15 protein-coding genes are annotated in these 16,501 nt (G+C 63.9%); 5 read left to right on the top strand and 10 right to left on the bottom strand.

Annotated elements, in window-relative coordinates; translation table 11 throughout:
* Positions 1–31: 31 nt before the first annotated feature.
* The 4 genes from NEI07_RS00380 to NEI07_RS00365 all read right to left on the bottom strand — a co-directional run bounded on the left by NEI07_RS00380 (position 32) and on the right by NEI07_RS00365 (position 6,135).
* Entirely contained in the window at positions 32–712 is a 681-nt protein-coding gene (locus NEI07_RS00380) for an HAD family hydrolase (protein WP_256031943.1), read from the bottom strand.
* Positions 713–720: 8 nt separating this feature from the next.
* On the bottom strand, positions 721–1,968 hold the full coding sequence (gene argJ, locus NEI07_RS00375; protein WP_256031942.1) for a bifunctional glutamate N-acetyltransferase/amino-acid acetyltransferase ArgJ: 1,248 nt from the start codon (positions 1,966–1,968) through the stop codon (positions 721–723).
* 181 nt (positions 1,969–2,149) lie between these two features.
* Positions 2,150–3,052, bottom strand: a complete 903-nt coding sequence (locus tag NEI07_RS00370) for a peptidylprolyl isomerase (RefSeq protein ID WP_256031939.1) — start codon at positions 3,050–3,052, stop codon at positions 2,150–2,152.
* Positions 3,053–3,177: 125 nt separating this feature from the next.
* Positions 3,178–6,135, bottom strand: coding sequence for a bifunctional [glutamine synthetase] adenylyltransferase/[glutamine synthetase]-adenylyl-L-tyrosine phosphorylase (locus NEI07_RS00365; protein ID WP_256031938.1), 2,958 nt, complete (start codon positions 6,133–6,135; stop codon positions 3,178–3,180).
* Between the two features lie 315 nt (positions 6,136–6,450).
* Here NEI07_RS00365 and NEI07_RS00360 point away from each other — a divergent pair, with 315 nt between their 5' ends.
* Both NEI07_RS00360 and NEI07_RS00355 read left to right on the top strand, forming a co-directional pair.
* Positions 6,451–7,299, top strand: coding sequence for an ATP-binding protein (locus NEI07_RS00360; RefSeq protein ID WP_256031935.1), 849 nt, complete (start codon positions 6,451–6,453; stop codon positions 7,297–7,299).
* Positions 7,300–7,412: 113 nt separating this feature from the next.
* Complete coding sequence (locus NEI07_RS00355; protein ID WP_256031933.1) at positions 7,413–7,925, top strand: hypothetical protein; 513 nt, start codon at positions 7,413–7,415, stop codon at positions 7,923–7,925.
* Positions 7,926–8,220: 295 nt separating this feature from the next.
* Here the strand turns inward: NEI07_RS00355 and nth are convergent, their stop codons facing one another.
* Complete coding sequence (gene nth / locus NEI07_RS00350; RefSeq protein WP_256031931.1) at positions 8,221–8,922, bottom strand: endonuclease III; 702 nt, start codon at positions 8,920–8,922, stop codon at positions 8,221–8,223.
* 48 nt (positions 8,923–8,970) lie between these two features.
* Here nth and NEI07_RS00345 point away from each other — a divergent pair, with 48 nt between their 5' ends.
* Positions 8,971–9,462: a DUF2244 domain-containing protein gene (locus NEI07_RS00345; RefSeq protein ID WP_256031927.1), complete on the top strand. Its 492-nt coding sequence runs from the start codon at positions 8,971–8,973 to the stop codon at positions 9,460–9,462.
* Between the two features lie 66 nt (positions 9,463–9,528).
* Here the strand turns inward: NEI07_RS00345 and NEI07_RS00340 are convergent, their stop codons facing one another.
* The 3 genes from NEI07_RS00340 to NEI07_RS00330 all read right to left on the bottom strand — a co-directional run bounded on the left by NEI07_RS00340 (position 9,529) and on the right by NEI07_RS00330 (position 11,534).
* Positions 9,529–10,173: a DedA family protein gene (locus NEI07_RS00340; protein ID WP_256031926.1), complete on the bottom strand. Its 645-nt coding sequence runs from the start codon at positions 10,171–10,173 to the stop codon at positions 9,529–9,531.
* Positions 10,174–10,274: 101 nt separating this feature from the next.
* Entirely contained in the window at positions 10,275–10,664 is a 390-nt protein-coding gene (locus NEI07_RS00335) for a hypothetical protein (protein WP_256031924.1), read from the bottom strand.
* Positions 10,665–11,093: 429 nt separating this feature from the next.
* Positions 11,094–11,534, bottom strand: coding sequence for a VOC family protein (locus tag NEI07_RS00330; RefSeq protein WP_256031922.1), 441 nt, complete (start codon positions 11,532–11,534; stop codon positions 11,094–11,096).
* 116 nt (positions 11,535–11,650) lie between these two features.
* Between NEI07_RS00330 and NEI07_RS00325 the strand changes: the two genes are divergently transcribed.
* On the top strand, positions 11,651–13,063 hold the full coding sequence (locus NEI07_RS00325; RefSeq protein WP_256031921.1) for a cation diffusion facilitator family transporter: 1,413 nt from the start codon (positions 11,651–11,653) through the stop codon (positions 13,061–13,063).
* Positions 13,064–13,096: 33 nt separating this feature from the next.
* A complete protein-coding gene (locus NEI07_RS00320) occupies positions 13,097–13,354 on the top strand; it encodes an exodeoxyribonuclease VII small subunit (RefSeq protein WP_123175153.1) in 258 nt (85 codons plus the stop codon).
* A 3-nt stretch (positions 13,355–13,357) separates the two neighbouring features.
* Here the strand turns inward: NEI07_RS00320 and NEI07_RS00315 are convergent, their stop codons facing one another.
* Positions 13,358–14,677: a DUF3422 family protein gene (locus NEI07_RS00315; protein ID WP_256031920.1), complete on the bottom strand. Its 1,320-nt coding sequence runs from the start codon at positions 14,675–14,677 to the stop codon at positions 13,358–13,360.
* A 70-nt stretch (positions 14,678–14,747) separates the two neighbouring features.
* Positions 14,748–16,388 (bottom strand): alpha-D-glucose phosphate-specific phosphoglucomutase, encoded by a 1,641-nt coding sequence (locus tag NEI07_RS00310; protein ID WP_256031918.1) that lies wholly within the window; start codon positions 16,386–16,388, stop codon positions 14,748–14,750.
* Positions 16,389–16,501: the final 113 nt, after the last annotated feature.

Below are 16,501 nucleotides of genomic sequence, written 5' to 3'. Positions count from 1 at the left end.
CTTCGACCGGCGCCGACGCCCACGCCCCGCGTCAGACCGGCGAGGCGGCTTCGGCGGCGATGAGGCAATCTAGCACGTCATGCATGGTTTTGACGACCGCGACGCACAGCGACCGCTCAGCCGCCGTCGCCGGGGCAAGGTCAGGAATCATGATCGTCATTGCGCCTGAGCCAGCGGCGGACTGTACGCCGGCGGGAGAGTCTTCGAGCGCCAGACAATGTTGGGGCGCAACAGCAAGCGCCTCCGCGGCCTTCAGAAAGGTCTCCGGCGCGGGCTTTACTTCCTTCACCATATCCGCCATGACCTGCGCTGCGAAATAGTTCAGAAGACCGGCGCGCTCGAGCTGGCGTCTTGCAATCTCTCCGGTCGTCGACGTCGCGACCGCCATTGGCGTCGACCTCGACTGAAGATGCGACAGGAGTTCGCGCACGCCGGGCTTAACAGGAATGCCGTTCCGGGTCAGCGCGCCAAAGCGATCCTCGAACAGGCCGTCGAAGCGCTCCCGAACGAAACCGCCGCCGAATCGGCGTTCCATCAGCGCGTAGCAATTCGACCAGGGCGTTCCGAGCATCTGCAGAAAGAAACTATCGTCGGCCTCCAACCGCATAGCGGAACACGCATCGCTAATGGCGCGAAGATAGAGCCGCTCCGTATCGAGGAGCGTTCCGTCCATGTCGAAGATCGCGGCGTAAACCGCGTTCGGGAGAATCATCCGGCGGATCAGCTTCGGTAATCGCCGTTGATCGCGACGTATTCCTTGGTGAGATCGCAGGTCCACACGGTCGCCGCGCCTTTGCCGAGTCCAAGATCGACGTTGATGACGATATCGTCGCGCTTCATGATCTGCGAAACTTCCGCTTCGTCATAGTCCGGGTCGCGCAGGCCCTTGTGGGCGACGCGCACGCCGCCAAACCAGATCGCGAGCCTGTCGCGATCCGCCTTCTCGCCGGCCTTGCCGACCGCCATGACGATGCGGCCCCAATTGGCGTCCTCGCCGGCGATCGCCGTCTTCACAAGCGGCGAATTGGCGATGGAGAAGGCGACGCGCTTCGCCGCCTTGGCGCTGTCGGCGCCCGTCACCGTCACTTCAACGAATTTGCGTGCGCCTTCGCCGTCCTTCACCACTTGATGGGCGAGATCGAGCAGCACGGCGTCGAGCGCACGCTTGAATTCGATCAGCCGCTTGTCGCTCGCCTTTTCGATCTTCGGCGCGCCGCGTTTTTTCGCCGCGCCGGTGGCGAAGACCAGCAGCGTGTCGGAGGTCGACGTGTCGCCATCGACGGTGATGGCGTTGAAGCTGCCTTTGACGCCGCTATCGAGCAGCGCTTGCAGCGCCTCGGCGCCGATGGCGGCGTCAGTGAAGACGAAGGCGAGCATCGTCGCCATATCCGGCGCGATCATTCCCGCGCCTTTGGCGAAGCCGCTGATCGTCACTTCAACCCCGGCGATCGTCGCTCTTCGGGTACAGAGCTTCGGATAGGTGTCGGTGGTCATGATGGCGCGTGCGGCGTCCAGCCAGCCGTCGGGGCGCGCCTCTTGCGCGAGCTTCTCCAGCACGCCATCGAATTTATGCGCGTCTAGCGGTTCGCCGATGACCCCCGTGGAGGCCAGAAAAATCTGGCGCTCGGGCGCGCCGGTCGCCGCGGCGGCGAGCTTCGCCGAGAATTTGACCGCCTGTGCGCCGGTCTTGCCGGTGAAGGCGTTGGCGTTCCCCGAATTGACGAGCAGCGCGCGCGCCTTGCCGCCTTCGAGCCGGTCGCGGCACCAATCCACCGGCGCCGAGGGGCATTTGGATTTGGTGAAGACGCCCGCGACCGTCGTTCCCGGATCGAGCAACGCCAGCATCACATCGGTGCGTCCGGCGTAGCGCACGCCCGCGGCGCCGACGCCGAAGCGAACGCCCTCGAGCGGCGGGATATCGGGCGCGGATTTCGGCGCGAGCGGGGAGACGGCGGCGTCATGAGCCATAGCGGAGCCTTGTCAATCGGAGTGGACCTGCGCGGATGTGCCCGGCGCTACAGCTCCGCGTCAAGGCTGGCTGGGGGCGGACTCGCGCAATTCGCTCTCCCCTTAAGGGGAGAGCCGCGCCGTCGCGCGGCCCCTCGCGTTTCGACCCGCCCCACAAAGCGGAGGGCGAAGGGCTCGGCGCTTACTTCTTCTTGGCGTCAGCCGGCTTTTGCGTCGGGGCTGCCGGCTTGGCGCCGGGCGCGCCCTCGGCCGGCGCGTCGGAGCGTTCGATCTTGGCGCCCTCGCGCAATTTCATGACGAGCTCGCTCTGCGCCTTCTGCACGACGTAGCGGGCAACCTGATCCTTCACCTCGTCGAGCGGCGGGAAGACTTTCGGGCGCTTCTCGTCGAGCTTGATGATGTGCCAGCCGAATTGCGTCTTGATCGGATCGGAGACCTGACCCGGCTCCATCTTCGCCGCCGCGTCGCCGAACTCCGGCACCATGCGGTCCTTCGTGAACCAGCCGAGGTCGCCGCCCTTGGCGCCCGGGTCCTTGGAAAGTTCGGTCGCGACTTTGCCGAAATCCTCGCCGCCCTTGACGCGCTTCAGCGCGGCTTTCGCCTCTTCTTCGGTCGGCACCAGAATGTGGTGCGCGTGATATTCCGTTTCGGGCTTCTGGCTCTTCGCCGCTTCGTCATAGGTCTGCTTGACGGCCGCTTCAGTCGCCGCGTTCTTGGCGACGTCGCCGAGCAACGTCTCCATCAGCGCCTTGTCGCGCAGATAGGCGAGCTTCTTGGCGAATTCCGGCGTCTCGGCGAGCTTGTCGGCCTGCGCCTTCTGCACCACGAGTTGCTCGTCGATCAGGAAGTCGAGCACATAGGTTTCGCGCGCCTTTCCTTCGAGCTGACGCGGAATGGCGGGGCCAAGATCCTCCATCGCGAGCTTCAGATCCTCGTCGGTGATCTCGACGCCATTGACCTTGGCGAGGGTTTTCGCGACCGCAGATGTGGCGCTGACGGCGCTCATCGCCAGCAGGACGGCGAGCGCGGTCGTTCCGAGCGCGGCGCGGGCGAAAGAACGCGCATTCTTGCGGGCGTGAGACATGATGTGCTCCAAAAAGAGGCCAGGGCGGCCTTGAACAAAAGCGGCCGTCGCCGCCGGCGGGAAATGCTCCTGCGCGAGGAATCCGGCGTATCTATGCCCGAGGGGGCGGTTCTGACAACTCCCGGCTACGCCGAACCCGGGCGCTCGGCGACCTCTCCGACGACGTTCGTGAAAATTTCCCGGGTTCGCCTCTGCGTGTCGGCGAGCAGGGCTTCGAGGTTGGAAAGATCTGGCGCGTCGCCGACGCGCAGCAACAGCTCCGTCAGTCCGCGCGGCGCGTCGGCGGGACAAAAAGCGTCGTCGATGGCGAGCCGCAGCAATTGCGTCAGCCCTTGGTAGAGCTTTGAGGCCTCCGCCAGCGCCTCCGCCGCGCCTGCGTCGAGAAACCCGGCGTCTTTTACACGCTGCAGGGCGACCGTGGCGTTCGTTGAAAAAAGCTCAGGATGCTGCGGGCCATGCAGCAGCATCAAATATTGCGCGATGAACTCGATGTCGATCAATCCGCCGGGGACCTGCTTAACCTCCCAAGGGCTCGTCGCGCCCTTTTCCTTTTCGATTCGCCGGCGCATGGACAACACGTCGTCTTTTAGTTTTTGCGCGTCGCGAGGACGCGTCAGCGCCGTTTGGATCGCCGCTTCAACCCGTTGTGTGAACGGCTCAGGACCCGCGACGACGCGCGCGCGGGTCAAGGCCATGTGCTCCCATGTCCACGCTTCATGGGCCTGATAGTCCGAAAAGGCGGCGAGACTGACGGCGAGCGGCCCGCTGTTGCCGGACGGGCGCAAGCGAAAATCCACCTCATAGAGCAGGCCTTCGGCCGTGGGAGCGGACAGTGCGCTGATCAGCCTCTGCGTAAGGCGGCCGTAGTATTGCTGCGTTGAAATGGGCCGTCCGCCGCCCTGTGATTCCGCCAGCGGGTCGGCGTCATAGAGCAGCATCAGATCGAGATCGGACGCGGCCGTCATTTCACATCCGCCAAGCTTGCCCATGGCGACGACCGCGCAGGCGCCGCCATCGATCGTTCCATGAGTCTTGGCGAATTCCTCGCAGACGCGCGCGAAGAGCCGGGCGATCAGCGTTTCGGCGAGCCGGGTATAGGCGAAGCCAGCCTCAGTGACCGACACCGATCCGGTCAGAATGCGCACGCCGATGAGGAATTTCTGCTCCTGTCCGAAGATGCGGGCGCGGTCGAGCGCGTCTTCATAGGAGCGCGCCTCGGTGAATTGCGCGGCAAGGCGCTGCTCCAACTCGCTTTGCGTCGGCACCGTCTCGAAAAAAGCCGGCTCCATCAGCGCGTCGAGCACGCGCGGGCGCCGAGAGATCGTTTCGGCGAGCTTGGGCGCCGCGCCCGTAATCGCGGCGAGGAGTTTGAGAAGTCGCGGCTGCGAGACGAGTAGCGAAAAGAGCTGCACGCCGGCCGGCAGTTTCGAGATGAGCCTGTCGAAGGCGAGAAAGGCGGCGTCGGCGTTTTCCGTCGCCGCGATCGCCTCGAGCAGGATGGGCGTGAGCTCCGTCAGGCGTTCGCGCGCGACGGTGGAGCGCGTCGCGGCGTAGCGGCCGAAATGCCAGCCCCGAATGGTCGCCGTCACCGTCTTGGGGTTGGCGAAGCCCATATTGGCGAGCGTCTCGATCGTGCCGGGATCGTCGTCGTCGCCGGTGAAGACGAGATTGCCGGCCGAGGACGTCAGTTGCGGCGCGCTTTCGAAAAGCTTCGCATAATGGCTCTGCACCACGTCGAGCCGCTTCAGCAGCGCTGCGGCGAAATCGGCGTAGCCCGAAAACCCCATCATGCAGCCGATGACGGCGACGCCGTCCTCAGTCTCGGGCAGCGTGTGTTTCTGCTCGTCGGCGACCATCTGGATGCGATGCTCGACGTCGCGCAAGAAGAGATAGGCTTCGCGCAGATCGTCGCGCGCCTCGCGCGCCACCCAGCCGCTCTCGACGAGTTGATCGAGCATCGCCAGCGTCGAGCGCCCGCGCAGGCGCCGATCGCGGCCGCCGGTGATGAGCTGCTGCGTCTGCACGAAGAATTCGATCTCGCGAATGCCGCCGCGGCCCAGTTTAATATTGTGGCCGACGACGGCGATCTTGCCATGTCCCTTATGGGCGTGAATCTGCCGCTTGATCGAATGCACGTCGGCGATGGCGGCGAAGTCGAAATATTTGCGCCAGACGAAGGGCGCGAGCTCCTGCAGAAATTGTTCACCGGCGAAGATGTCGCCCGCCACGGGCCGAGCCTTGATATAGGCGGCGCGCTCCCAGTTCTGGCCCATGCTTTCGTAATAGCTCAGCGCCGCTTCGAGCGGGATGGCGATCGGCGTCGCGCCCGGATCGGGACGCAGCCGCAAATCGGTGCGAAACACATAGCCGTCGGCGGTGCGCTCGCTCATGATCCGCACGATCCGCTTCGTCAGTTTGACAAAAAAATCCACATCCTCTGACGGCTCGGCGAGTCGCGCGCGCGAACGGTCGAAGAAGACGATGAGATCGATGTCGGAGGAGTAATTCAGCTCAAAGGCGCCGCCCTTGCCCATGCCAAGAAAAATCCATCCAGATCCGCGTTCCGGATCGCGCTGATCGGCGAGTTCGATCTTGCCGGCGAGCGCGGCGGCGCGCAGCGTGAAGCGAATGGCGGCGGAAAGCGTGGCGTCGGCGATCCGCGTCAGCGCCCGCGTCGCCTCCGGCATGTCCCAGACTTTGGCGAGATCGGCGAGGGCGATGACGAGCGCGGCTTCCTGCTTCGTAAGGCGCAGCCGGCGCATCAGCTCGGCTTCGTCTTGGGTTTCGATGTTTCGCGTTTCTTCGATGAGCGCTTCAATGCGCTGCGCGGGATCGCATGCGACGATGCGCGCGAGCCGCGCCGGATCGCGCAGAGCAAGGTCGGTCAGATAGGTCGACGAGCCCAATACGCCGAGCAGCAGATCGCGCGCCTTCGGCCGGTCCCGCAACAGCGCCGCGAGCGCGCCATTGGCCGCGCCGTCTTTTTCGAGAACGCGCGCCAGCGCCGCTTCGGCCTTCTCGGCGTCGAGAGGCGCGATGAAGACCTTGGCGCTGTCGAGAAGGGCGTTGGCGTCCGACGTCAAATTGATTTGCCTTTCAGGGCGTCGAGAGCGGCTTTGCGCCGGGATATAAATCCGGCTATGCGGTAAATCAGCTTTGAGAGTCGACAGGCGATCGTCAACGGAAAAAGGAGCCGGACCCTCGTCCTTCGAGACGGCTCCTGCCGAGCCTCCTCAGGATGAGGGTCCTTGGTTCCGCAGAAGGAACAGGCTTCACGGCGTCATTGTGGTCTTGATGCTGAGTGAAGCAGCGCACAACAAGCTCCCTCATCCTGAGGAGCGTGCGAAGCACGCGTCTCGAGGACGAGGGAGCTTGGCGCCAATGATGAGAAGGAATTCATGTCGCAAGAGGATGTCGCGCAGCTGCTCGCCCGCATCGCCGGGGCGCTGGAGCGCCTGGCGCCGCCACAGCCGCGCGCGCCCGACTTCTCCGCCGCCGAGGCGTTCGTCTGGCGCGCCGCCGGCGACGCGTTCCATCCGGTCAGCCGCGTCAATCGCGTCGATTTGGCGCTGCTCAAGGGGGTCGATCGTCAGCGCGACATGCTTCTCGCCAACACCAGCCGCTTCGCGCAGGGCCTGCCCGCCAACAACGCGCTGCTGTGGGGCGCGCGCGGCATGGGCAAATCCTCGCTGGTGAAATCGGTTCACGGCGCGCTCGCCGAGAAGGGGCTGAAACTCATCGAAATCCATCGCGAGGATATTGAAGCGCTGCCCGCGCTGCTCGGCGCGCTGGCGCAGGCGCCCTTTCGCTTCATCGTCTTTTGCGACGACCTGTCGTTCGACGGCGCGGAGACGAGCTACAAGGCGCTCAAGACCGCTCTCGAAGGCGGCGTCGAGGGGCGGCCGGACAATGTGCTGTTTTACGCCACGTCGAATCGCCGCCATCTGTTGCCGCGCGACATGATGGAAAATGAAAGCGCCACCGCGATCCACCCCGGCGAGGTGATCGAGGAGAAAATCTCGCTCTCCGATCGCTTTGGACTTTGGATCGGCTTTCACAATTGCAGCCAGGACGACTATCTGGCGATGGTCTTCGGCTACGCCGACCATTTCGGCCTTAACGCGCCCCAGGCGACGATCCGCGCCGAGGCGCTGGAGTGGTCGATCACCCGCGGCGGCCGCTCTGGCCGCGTCGCTTGGCAATATATTCAGGATTTGGCCGGGCGATTGGGGAAAGAATTGTCGTAGGAGGGTTCGACATTTAGCGCCGACAGACTGCTCTCGCCGCAATTTAATTTCCGCATTCGCTATCTTTCGTCCCGCTTCAGCCCTAGCCTGAGCCGGGGCGAAAGGGGGGCTGCATGAACGTCAGACATATTGCGCTTATCTCGACCACGCTGGTTCTGTCGCTGTTTTTTTCTGCAGGAAGCGCCTTCGCTTTCTGCGGCGTGTTGCAGGCGTCGGCCAGCGGCTATTCCAGGGAGGAAGCGCTTTCAAAGGCCAACAACAAGGGGCTCGTCGAGGTTCGAAGGCTCGAAGCGAACTATGGGAGCGGCGCTGTTCATTATCAGCCCGCCAGGTCTTCCTGCCAGGAAGGCGGCAGGGTGAGTTGCTTCATCTCCCAAAAGTTTTGCGTCGACAGCGGCCAGCGACAGCGGCCGGCGCGCGGCGAGGAAGGCCATTCGATGCATGGCTGCCCGCCCGGCACGCGGCAGGTTCCGGAAACGGATAATTGCGTGCCTGTCCGTAAACGATCCAGCGAATTTGAAAGCCAGCCGTGGAAAAAGCCGGGTTGTCGGACCTGGAAACAGAGCTGCGACAGGGGCGACGCCCGGGCCTGCGGAAGATATGAGTCGACCTGCCAGGTCAATTGACGCGAGAACATTGCGAGACGCCTGCACGGCAGGCGTCTCGCATCGCCGTCTGGCGGATTAATACGGACGCTCCGGCGTGCATTCCGCAGTCGTGCATCGCGGTTTGTAGGCATAGGGGATCATGGCGGCGACAAGCAGCAATCCGCCCATGATGATGATCGCCATTTTGTAATTCATCGCGGTTCCTCTCCGACGGCGTTCGGCCCTTGGGCGTGATTTTAAAAAATCCCACGTCGCCCACCGAGCGTCTGTGACTTTGTCCTCATCGCCGGCGTGGGCTCGAAGGATCGGAAAATCAGATCGTCTTGGCTTTGAACCGACACAAATCGGCGATCACGCAGCGCGGGCATTCTGGCCTGCGCGCCTTGCACACATAGCGTCCGTGCAGAATGAGCCAGTGATGCGCGTGCAGCAGATATTTCTCCGGCACGATGCGTTCCAGGCCCGCTTCGACTTCTTCGGGCGTCTTGCCGCTTGCGAGCGGCAGCCGGTTGGAGACTCGAAAGATATGCGTGTCGACCGCGATCACCGGCTCGCCGAAGGCGACATTGAGCACGACATTCGCGGTCTTGCGGCCGACGCCGGGGAGCGCCGTCAATGCCTCGCGCGTGCGCGGCACGTCTCCGCCATGCCGTTCGACCAGCAATCGCGACAGGGCGACAATATTTTTCGCTTTGGCGCGGTAGAGGCCGATCGTCTTGATCAGGTCGCGCACGCGCTCTTCGCCAAGCGCCGCCATCTTGGCGGGCGTGTCGGCGTGTGCGAAGAGCGCCGGAGTCGCCTTGTTGACCCCAGCATCCGTCGCTTGCGCGGACAGCACGACGGCGACGAGCAGCGTGAAGGGGTTTTTGTAACCGAGTTCGGTCTTGGGTTCAGGATTTGCGGCTGCGAGACGCGCAAAAATCTCTTCGATGCGCGCGGCTTCAGCGGCCGCCGGCCGCCGACCGGCGCGTGGATTTTTAGCGACGCGCGCGCGCTGACTGTTTGTTTCCGCCATGGGCGCGTTATAACTTTTAGAATCTGAGGGACAAAGCCGGCAGGAGAAATGTCCGACCCCTTCGAGCGGAAAATTTACGAAGCGCGGCTGACGCCGCATCGGTCGATGACGCCGCACGCCTTCTACCTTTTCATTATGATCTTCTGTTTCGGACAGCTCCTGTTCGCGCTGCCGTTCTTCTTCATGGGCGCTTGGCCCGTCGCCGGCTTCATGGGCCTTGATGTGGTCGGTCTCTATCTCGCCTTCCGCATCAGCTTCCGCGCCGCTCTCAGTCATGAAACGCTCGACCTGACGCCCCTGGAGCTCGTGTTCGCGCAAATCGGCGCGCGCGGACAGCGAAAGGAATGGCGCTTCAATCCTTCCTGGGTGCGGCTTGAGCAAACGATCCACGAAGAATTCGGGACGGAGCGGGTGGCCCTGATCTCGCGCGGCGAGTGCATTGAGATCGGCGCCTTTTTGGGGCCGGATCAGAAAGCGGAGCTGGCGCGCGAACTCAACCGCGCGCTCATCGACGCGCGCATGGGCGCCCGTTTCGGCTAGAACACGCTGGGAAACAGGGGCGCCACGTTAGCTGTATCTGGGCGATACCGCCCAAACGCAGCGGATCTAGCGTTGCCGCTGGCTCAGCATGGCGTCGGCTTCCCGCATCAGCCGCGCCTCGTGCCGCTTATAGTAGCGCCACAGCACGAATAGCCCGACGACGAGCCCGCCGACGAGGGCGGTCGCGATGGGGCCCTCGATTTTTTCGAAGCCAGCGGTAAGGTAATAAGCGCCAAAGCCGAATACGCACGCCCAAACGACGCCACCCGTCGCGTTATAGATGAAGAAGCGGCCAGGCGGCAGATGGTTTGCGCCCGCGAGCGAAGCCGCGAGAATGCGCAGCAACGCGACGAAGCGGCCGAAAAAGACGATCGCGCCGCCCCATCGATAGAATAAATATTGGCCCAGGCGCAGCTTCTCCGGCCCGAGCCCGACATGATGGCCGTAGCGTTCGAGAAGCTTCGTTCCATACTCCCGCCCCAGCCAATAGCCGACATTGTCGCCGACGATCGCGCCTGCAGCGGCGGCCACGACGATATTCTCGATGGCGATCGTCCCGGAGAGCCGTGCGAAAATCGCCGCGCCGACGAGCATCGTTTCTCCGGGCAGGGGAATGCCGGCGCTTTCCAGGGCCACGACGATAAAGATCGCCCAATAGCCATAGGTCGAGAGAATGGCGGCGATCTGCGCCTGGTCGAGAAAATGCGTCATCCTGGCCCAGAAAGTGTCCTACGATACATGTAGGCCTAAACGCAGAAATGGCGACGTCGCCGAAGCGAGGCCGCCATTCTAAGAACGTCAATCAGATGGGGTCAGTGATATTGCAGCGCGTTCTCTCGCGCGGCGCTGAAGGCATAGGGGGGCGTCGCCGCCGCCATGGCCTCGCTGTCGTAGAAGAACGGGTCGCGCTCCAGCGCCACTTGGAGAACCTCCCGCAATCCTCTCAGCAGAGGCTGGTCGTCGCGGACGACCTTGGCCCGAAGCGCCTCTTGCGCGGCTTCATCCGACCGGCTTGCGAACTCGCGCACCGCCATTGCGACGAATTTGCCCACGCTGACGCCTTTCTCTTCAGCAGCAGCGCGCACGCGCTCGGCGAAGCCGCCGCCAATGCAGGCCAAGGCGGCATGTGCGACCTTGTCGTTGGAGCAGGAATTGATCAGATCCACGATGACCATGACGACCTCCGCCCTCGAACGTTCCATATTTTGGAACCCTTTTGTTGGCCGCGGTTCTCCCGCGACATCAGTTCCCTCACGCCATTAGGCGCGTTCGCTTCCGCCAAGCTATCCAGTCAAGCTGAACGTTATCTGTATAATTGCTGAAAAAATTCCGCATCCGACGTTCGGATGGGATACTCAAATCCGGCGAACAAGGCTGTCGGCGCAAGAGCCGAGAGACCTTCGCTCCCCATGCCGTGCGCTGCTGCCTTCTAACTGAAAGGCGTGACAGCTTCGCGACGAAAGTTCGCCAGCATTTCAACAACATAAAGATCAGCCGAGCTGAGGCCACAGCACGACTCCAGACTCAACTCATGGCTGGAACAATAGTTCCGAGCAGCTGAAAAATTCGTAGCTGCGGCGCAACAGATCATGTGGCGCCGCAGTAGCCCTTACGAGCCCGATTTTGGGCGCCTACCAAGCGCCGATATTGGGCGCCGAAGCCCAGGGTTCCATGGGCGGCAGCGGCGCGCCCTTCTGCAACAACTCGATGGAGATCAAATCCGGCGTTCGCACGAAGGCCATGTGGCCGTCGCGCGGCGGCCGATTGATCGTCACGCCCGCCGCCTGCAGCCGCGCGCAGGCCTCGTAAATATTCTCAACGGCAAAGGCGATGTGACCGAAATTGCGCCCGCCGGCATAGGCGTCTTCGTCCCAGTTATGGGTGAGTTCGATCATCGGCGCTCCGGTTTCCTTGGCTTGCGCGACGTCCTCGGGCGCGGCGAGATAGACGAGCGTATAGCGCGCCTTTTCGTTCTGGGTGCGGCGCACCTCCTGTAGCCCAAGCGCGCCGCAGAAAAACGCCAGCGCGCGGTCGAGGTCGCCGACGCGGATCATGGTGTGCAGAAATCTCATATGCGGCTCCTATCTGATGCGTCCGCCATAATAGCGTTCCACGGCGTGGATTTGCGCCCGCGCCGGGCGCCTGCTAGAGCGCTGGCGCTCCCAAAAAGACATAGGTGCGTAGCGACGTGACCGAGACGAAGGCTCTTCCTCGAGCGGCGCCGAGCGTCAAGCTGGCGGCCGCCAGGGCGTCGATCGCCGCCAGCGCTCTGCTCGCGGCGGCAAAGCTTGCGGCCGGTCTATGGTCGGGCTCGCTCGCTCTTCTGTCGGAGTCCGGACACGCCTTCGTGGACACCGGCGCGACAGTGCTGACTTTCTTTGCTGTGCGCGAAGCAGAAAAGCCGGCGGACGAGGAACATCACTATGGCCACGGCAAATATGAGGCGCTGGCCGCGCTGATCCAAACCGGCTTCCTCTTCGGCCTCGCCTTGTTCATCGTCGGCGAAGCCTGGCGGCGGTTGCAGGAGACGGATGTCGTGATCGACGCCGGCTGGCCGATCTATGGCGTTCTGATCGTCTCGATCGTCGTCGATTTCGTGCGCTCGCGGCAGTTGCGCCGGATCGCAAAGGAAGAGGGCAGCGACGCTCTGGCCGCTGACGCGCTGCATTTTTCGAGCGATCTGGTGTCATCTGCGTTGGTGCTGCTCGGTCTCGTTGCGGCGCATTATGGGTTCGAGCGCGGCGACGCGCTCGCCGCCTTGGGCGTCGCCGCCTTCATCGCCGTCGCGGGGTTTCGGCTGGGCCGCCGCACGATCGACACTCTGCTCGACGCCGCGCCACGCGAAATGGCGCCGCGTCTCGAGAGGGCGATCGTCGACGTGCCGGGCGTTATCGCGATCGATTCGCTGCGGCTGCGCATGATCGGCCATGACATCATCGGCGAAGCGACGATTGGGGTTTCGCGCGGCTTGCGCGTCGAGCAGGCGGCGCGCATCAAATCGGCCGTCGCCGAAGCGATCGCCACAGTCACGCCGCGCGCCCGGGTCACGCTGTCGATCGAGCCGCGGGCGCTTGACGACGAAACGATCGCGGAACGCATCCTGCTGGTGGGGGCGCGTCGCCACATTCACGCCCATCATGTCATCGCCCAGCAAATCGAGGGGAGGCTGTCGATTGGCGTCGACGTCGAACTCGACGGCGCCATGCCGCTCGGCCGCGCGCATGCGATCGCCGCCGATTTCGAGAGCGCGCTGCGCGACGAATTTGGCGCCGACGCCGAAGTCGACACGCATATCGAGCCGCTTGAGCTGCACTTGCTCGCGGCGCAGGTCGCCGATCCCGGGCTTGCCGGCGCGATTGAAGCGGCGCTTGCGCGCGTCGCCGCTCAGACCCGACCGCCGGCGCAAGTGCGGGACGTGCGCGTCCGCGAAACGGCCGGCGGCATCGTCGTCAACTTCCGCTGCCGTCTCGACGCGACCGTATCCGTGCAAAGCGCCCATGACGCGCTCGACGAGATCGAGCGCCGCACACGCGAGGAGTTTCCGGTGATTCTGCGCATCGTCGGCCGCGCCGAGCCGGGCGATCGCTCAGCCGCCGCATAGCCAAGGATGCGCGCTTCGTTTATTAGAGACGCCATGACGCAGGAGCCGGACGCCGCCGCAGACATCGCCTCGATGCCTTTCGAACAGGCGATGCAGGAACTCGAGCGCATCGTCGCCGATCTGGAGAAAGGCGCCGTCTCGCTCGACGAGTCGGTGAAGCTCTACGCGCGCGGCAAGGCGCTGCAGGCGCGCTGCGAGGCGCTTCTCGCCGAGGCCGAAGCGCGCATCGAGAAAATCACGCTTGGTGAGAACGGCCAGCCGACGGGAGTCGCGCCTTTCGACGTCGAATAGACGTTAGTCCAAGTGTTCTTCCTCTGCCGCCTCTCGCGACAATCTGTGGACGCGGGCCATGAACGCGATGGCGATGAGCACCGCGATCGGCATCGCGAGGGCGGCGACGAGATCGGCGGAAACCTGCGGCGGCAGAGCGCCAGCGGCCTTGAGCCCCTTAGCGATAAAGCTGAAGAGTCCGGTGAGAAAATAGGCGAGCCCGGCGATCGTGATTCCTTGCACGATGCGGTTGAGCCGCATCTGCAAACGCGTGCGGCGGTTCATCTCTTCAAGCAGCGCGCTGTTCTGCCGCTCCATCTCCAGCGTGATGCCGGTGCGCATCAGATCGGTCGCGCGCTCGACCTGCGCCGAGAACCGGGTCTGGCGCGCCTCGACGGCGTTGCAGGTTTCGATCGCTGGATCAAGGCGCGCATTGAGGAATTCTGAAATTGTCACATATTGTCCTTCGCGCCGTTCCTGCAGCTGCGAAAGCCGGTTCTTCACCAGCGCGCGATAGGCGCGGCTCGCGTCGAAACGGAAGGCCGTGCGCGTCGACAGCGCCTGACCGCTCGCGAGCAGGTCCGAGAGCCGTTTCAGCAAAAGGTGATTGACGCGCATATCATGCGCTTCGTTCAGCGCTTCGGTGATGCCCGAAAGCTCTCGCTCCATGTTGGCGAGTTGCGGCGACACTTGCCGCGCGAGCGGCAGCCCGAGCAGCGCCATCGTGCGATAAGTTTCGATCTCGAGGACGCGCTGCGCGAGACGGCCGGCTTCGAAGCGCGGCAGCGCCTTTCCGCGGATCAGCATGCGCGTAAAGCCATAGGCGTCGACGGCGAAGTCGGTCAGAACCTGCGCGTCGCGATCTTCGATGCCGACGACGCACAGACTCTGCGAATTGAAATAGGATGCAAGCTCTTCGACCGATCGCGCGCCATCGACGACGCAGAGCTGCGTCGCGACGATGAGAACGCCTGGCGGCTTAAAGGAGATTTCCCCCGCTTTGAACGGATCGGCATGCGCGAAGGGGATATCGGCGCCGACGCCAGTCGACCAGCTGTAGGTGGTGAATTCGCTATGTTGCTCCCAGCGAAGCCGCCAGTCGCCAAAGATAAAGTAGTGGAATCGCGCGCCCGGATCCGGGGCCAGCACGCCATGCGCGAGCGCGAGCGCGCCGATCGCTTCACGATCGGCAGCCGCCGCTTCATGGTCCGTGGCGAAGGCGTAGTGATAGATGCGCCGCGGCGCGTCGAGCGGCAGGAACGGCCGCGCGTGCAGCTCCGCGAGGACAGCCTCCCGGAAGGGATGCTGGCTGAAAGTCTCGGGTTCATCTTCGCTGATTTCCATTGCGTCTCTTGGCTCGCATTGGAGGGCTGCATCGTTCACGCGACTGAGTCCTGTTCACCGGCTTGGGGGCTTAAGTGATGACGCTCGGCGCAGCGCGCTGCGTATAGCGTTCGATGGCGGCAATTTCGCGCGACAGCCTTACGAGATCGGCGAGCGCAGCCTCAGTCTCCATATGTTGCCGCGCGGGTTCGGGTTCGTAGCGCTCGATATAGACCCGCAGCGTCGCGCCGGCCGTGCCGGTGCCCGATAGCCGGTAAACGATTCGCGAGCCGTCGGCGAAGATCACCCGCAGGCCCTGATGCCGCGAGTCCGAGCCGTCGACCGGATCGTGATAGGCGAAGTCGTCGGCCGTCGCGACCTCAAGGCCGCCGAGATATTGGCCCTTGAGAGTCGGCAGACGTTGGCGCAGCGCGTCGATCAGCGCATGGGCGCCGTCGCTCGCGACTTCCTCATAGTCGTGACGCGAATAATAATTGCGCCCATAGGTCGTCCAATGTTGTCGAACGATGGCGTCGACGCTCTCTTTGCGCGCCGCGAGGATGTCGAGCCAGAACAGCACCGCCCACAGCCCATCCTTCTCGCGCACATGGTTGGAGCCGGCGCCGGCGCTTTCCTCGCCGCAGATCGTCACGAGGCCGGCGTCGAGCAGATTGCCGAAATATTTCCACCCCGTCGGCGTCTCGAAGAGCGGGACGCCGAGCCTTTCCGCGACGCGGTCGGCGGCGCCGCTCGTCGGCATCGAGCGGGCGATTCCCGCAACGCCTCGGCGATAGCCCGGCGCGATCGTGGCGTTGGCGGCGAGGATCGCGAGACTGTCCGAGGGCGTGACGAAACGGCCGCGGCCGATGATGAGATTGCGGTCGCCGTCGCCGTCTGACGCGGCGCAAAGATCGGGCGCGGCGTCCGACATGGCGAGATCATAAAGATGCCTGGCGTGAACGAGATTGGGGTCGGGATGATGGCCGCCGAAATCGGGCAGGGGCGTCGCATTGATGACGCTGCCCGGCCGCGCCCCGAGTTCCTCTTCGAATAGCGCGCGCGCATAGGGGCCGGTGACGGCCGACATGGCGTCAAATGTGAAGGTGAAGCCCGACCGAAAAGCGTCGCGGATGCGATCGAAGTCGAAGAGCGTCTGCATCAGCGCTTTGTAATTTGCGACGCTGTCGACGACATCGACGCGCATGTCGCCGACGCGCGTTTCGCCAAGCCTGTCGATATCGACGTCTTGGGCTTCGATGATCCTGAACGAGGTGATCTCGCGCGTGCGCGCGTAGATCGCATCCGTCACCTTCTCGGGCGCCGGGCCGCCATTCGCGACATTATATTTCACGCCGAAGTCGCCGTGCGGGCCGCCGGGATTGTGGCTGGCGGACAGCACGATTCCGCCGAAGGCCATAAGCGCGCGAATGAGCGCCGAGGCCGCGGGCGTGGACAATATGCCGCTCTGTCCGATGACGACGCGGCCGACGCCATTGGCGGCGGCGATCTTCAGGATCTTTTGAATCGCTTCGCGGTTGTAATAGCGGCCGTCGCCGCCGACGACGAGCGTTGCGCCCTGATATCCCTCCAGACTGTCGAAAATCGATTGAATGAAGTTTTCAAGATAGTGGCGCTGCTTGAAGACCTCGACTTTCTTGCGCAGGCCGGATGTGCCCGGGCGTTGATCGGCGAATGGCGTCGTTGCGATCGTGGTCGCCTGTGAGTTCCCCATTTTGGAGCGGAGGCCTCGCGTGTTTGTGGGCGCCGCGGGGACGCGGCGTCCGCTTCTACAATTCGTCTCCGGGAACGGCAAAAGAGCGGCGCGAGCGAATCCCGCGCCGCCTT

It is taken from the genome of Methylocystis suflitae (assembly GCF_024448135.1).
GTDB classification, from domain to species: domain Bacteria; phylum Pseudomonadota; class Alphaproteobacteria; order Rhizobiales; family Beijerinckiaceae; genus Methylocystis; species Methylocystis suflitae.
The sequence above is the reverse complement of the archived record's forward strand: the minus strand, read 5'-3'. Positions and strand labels throughout refer to the sequence as shown.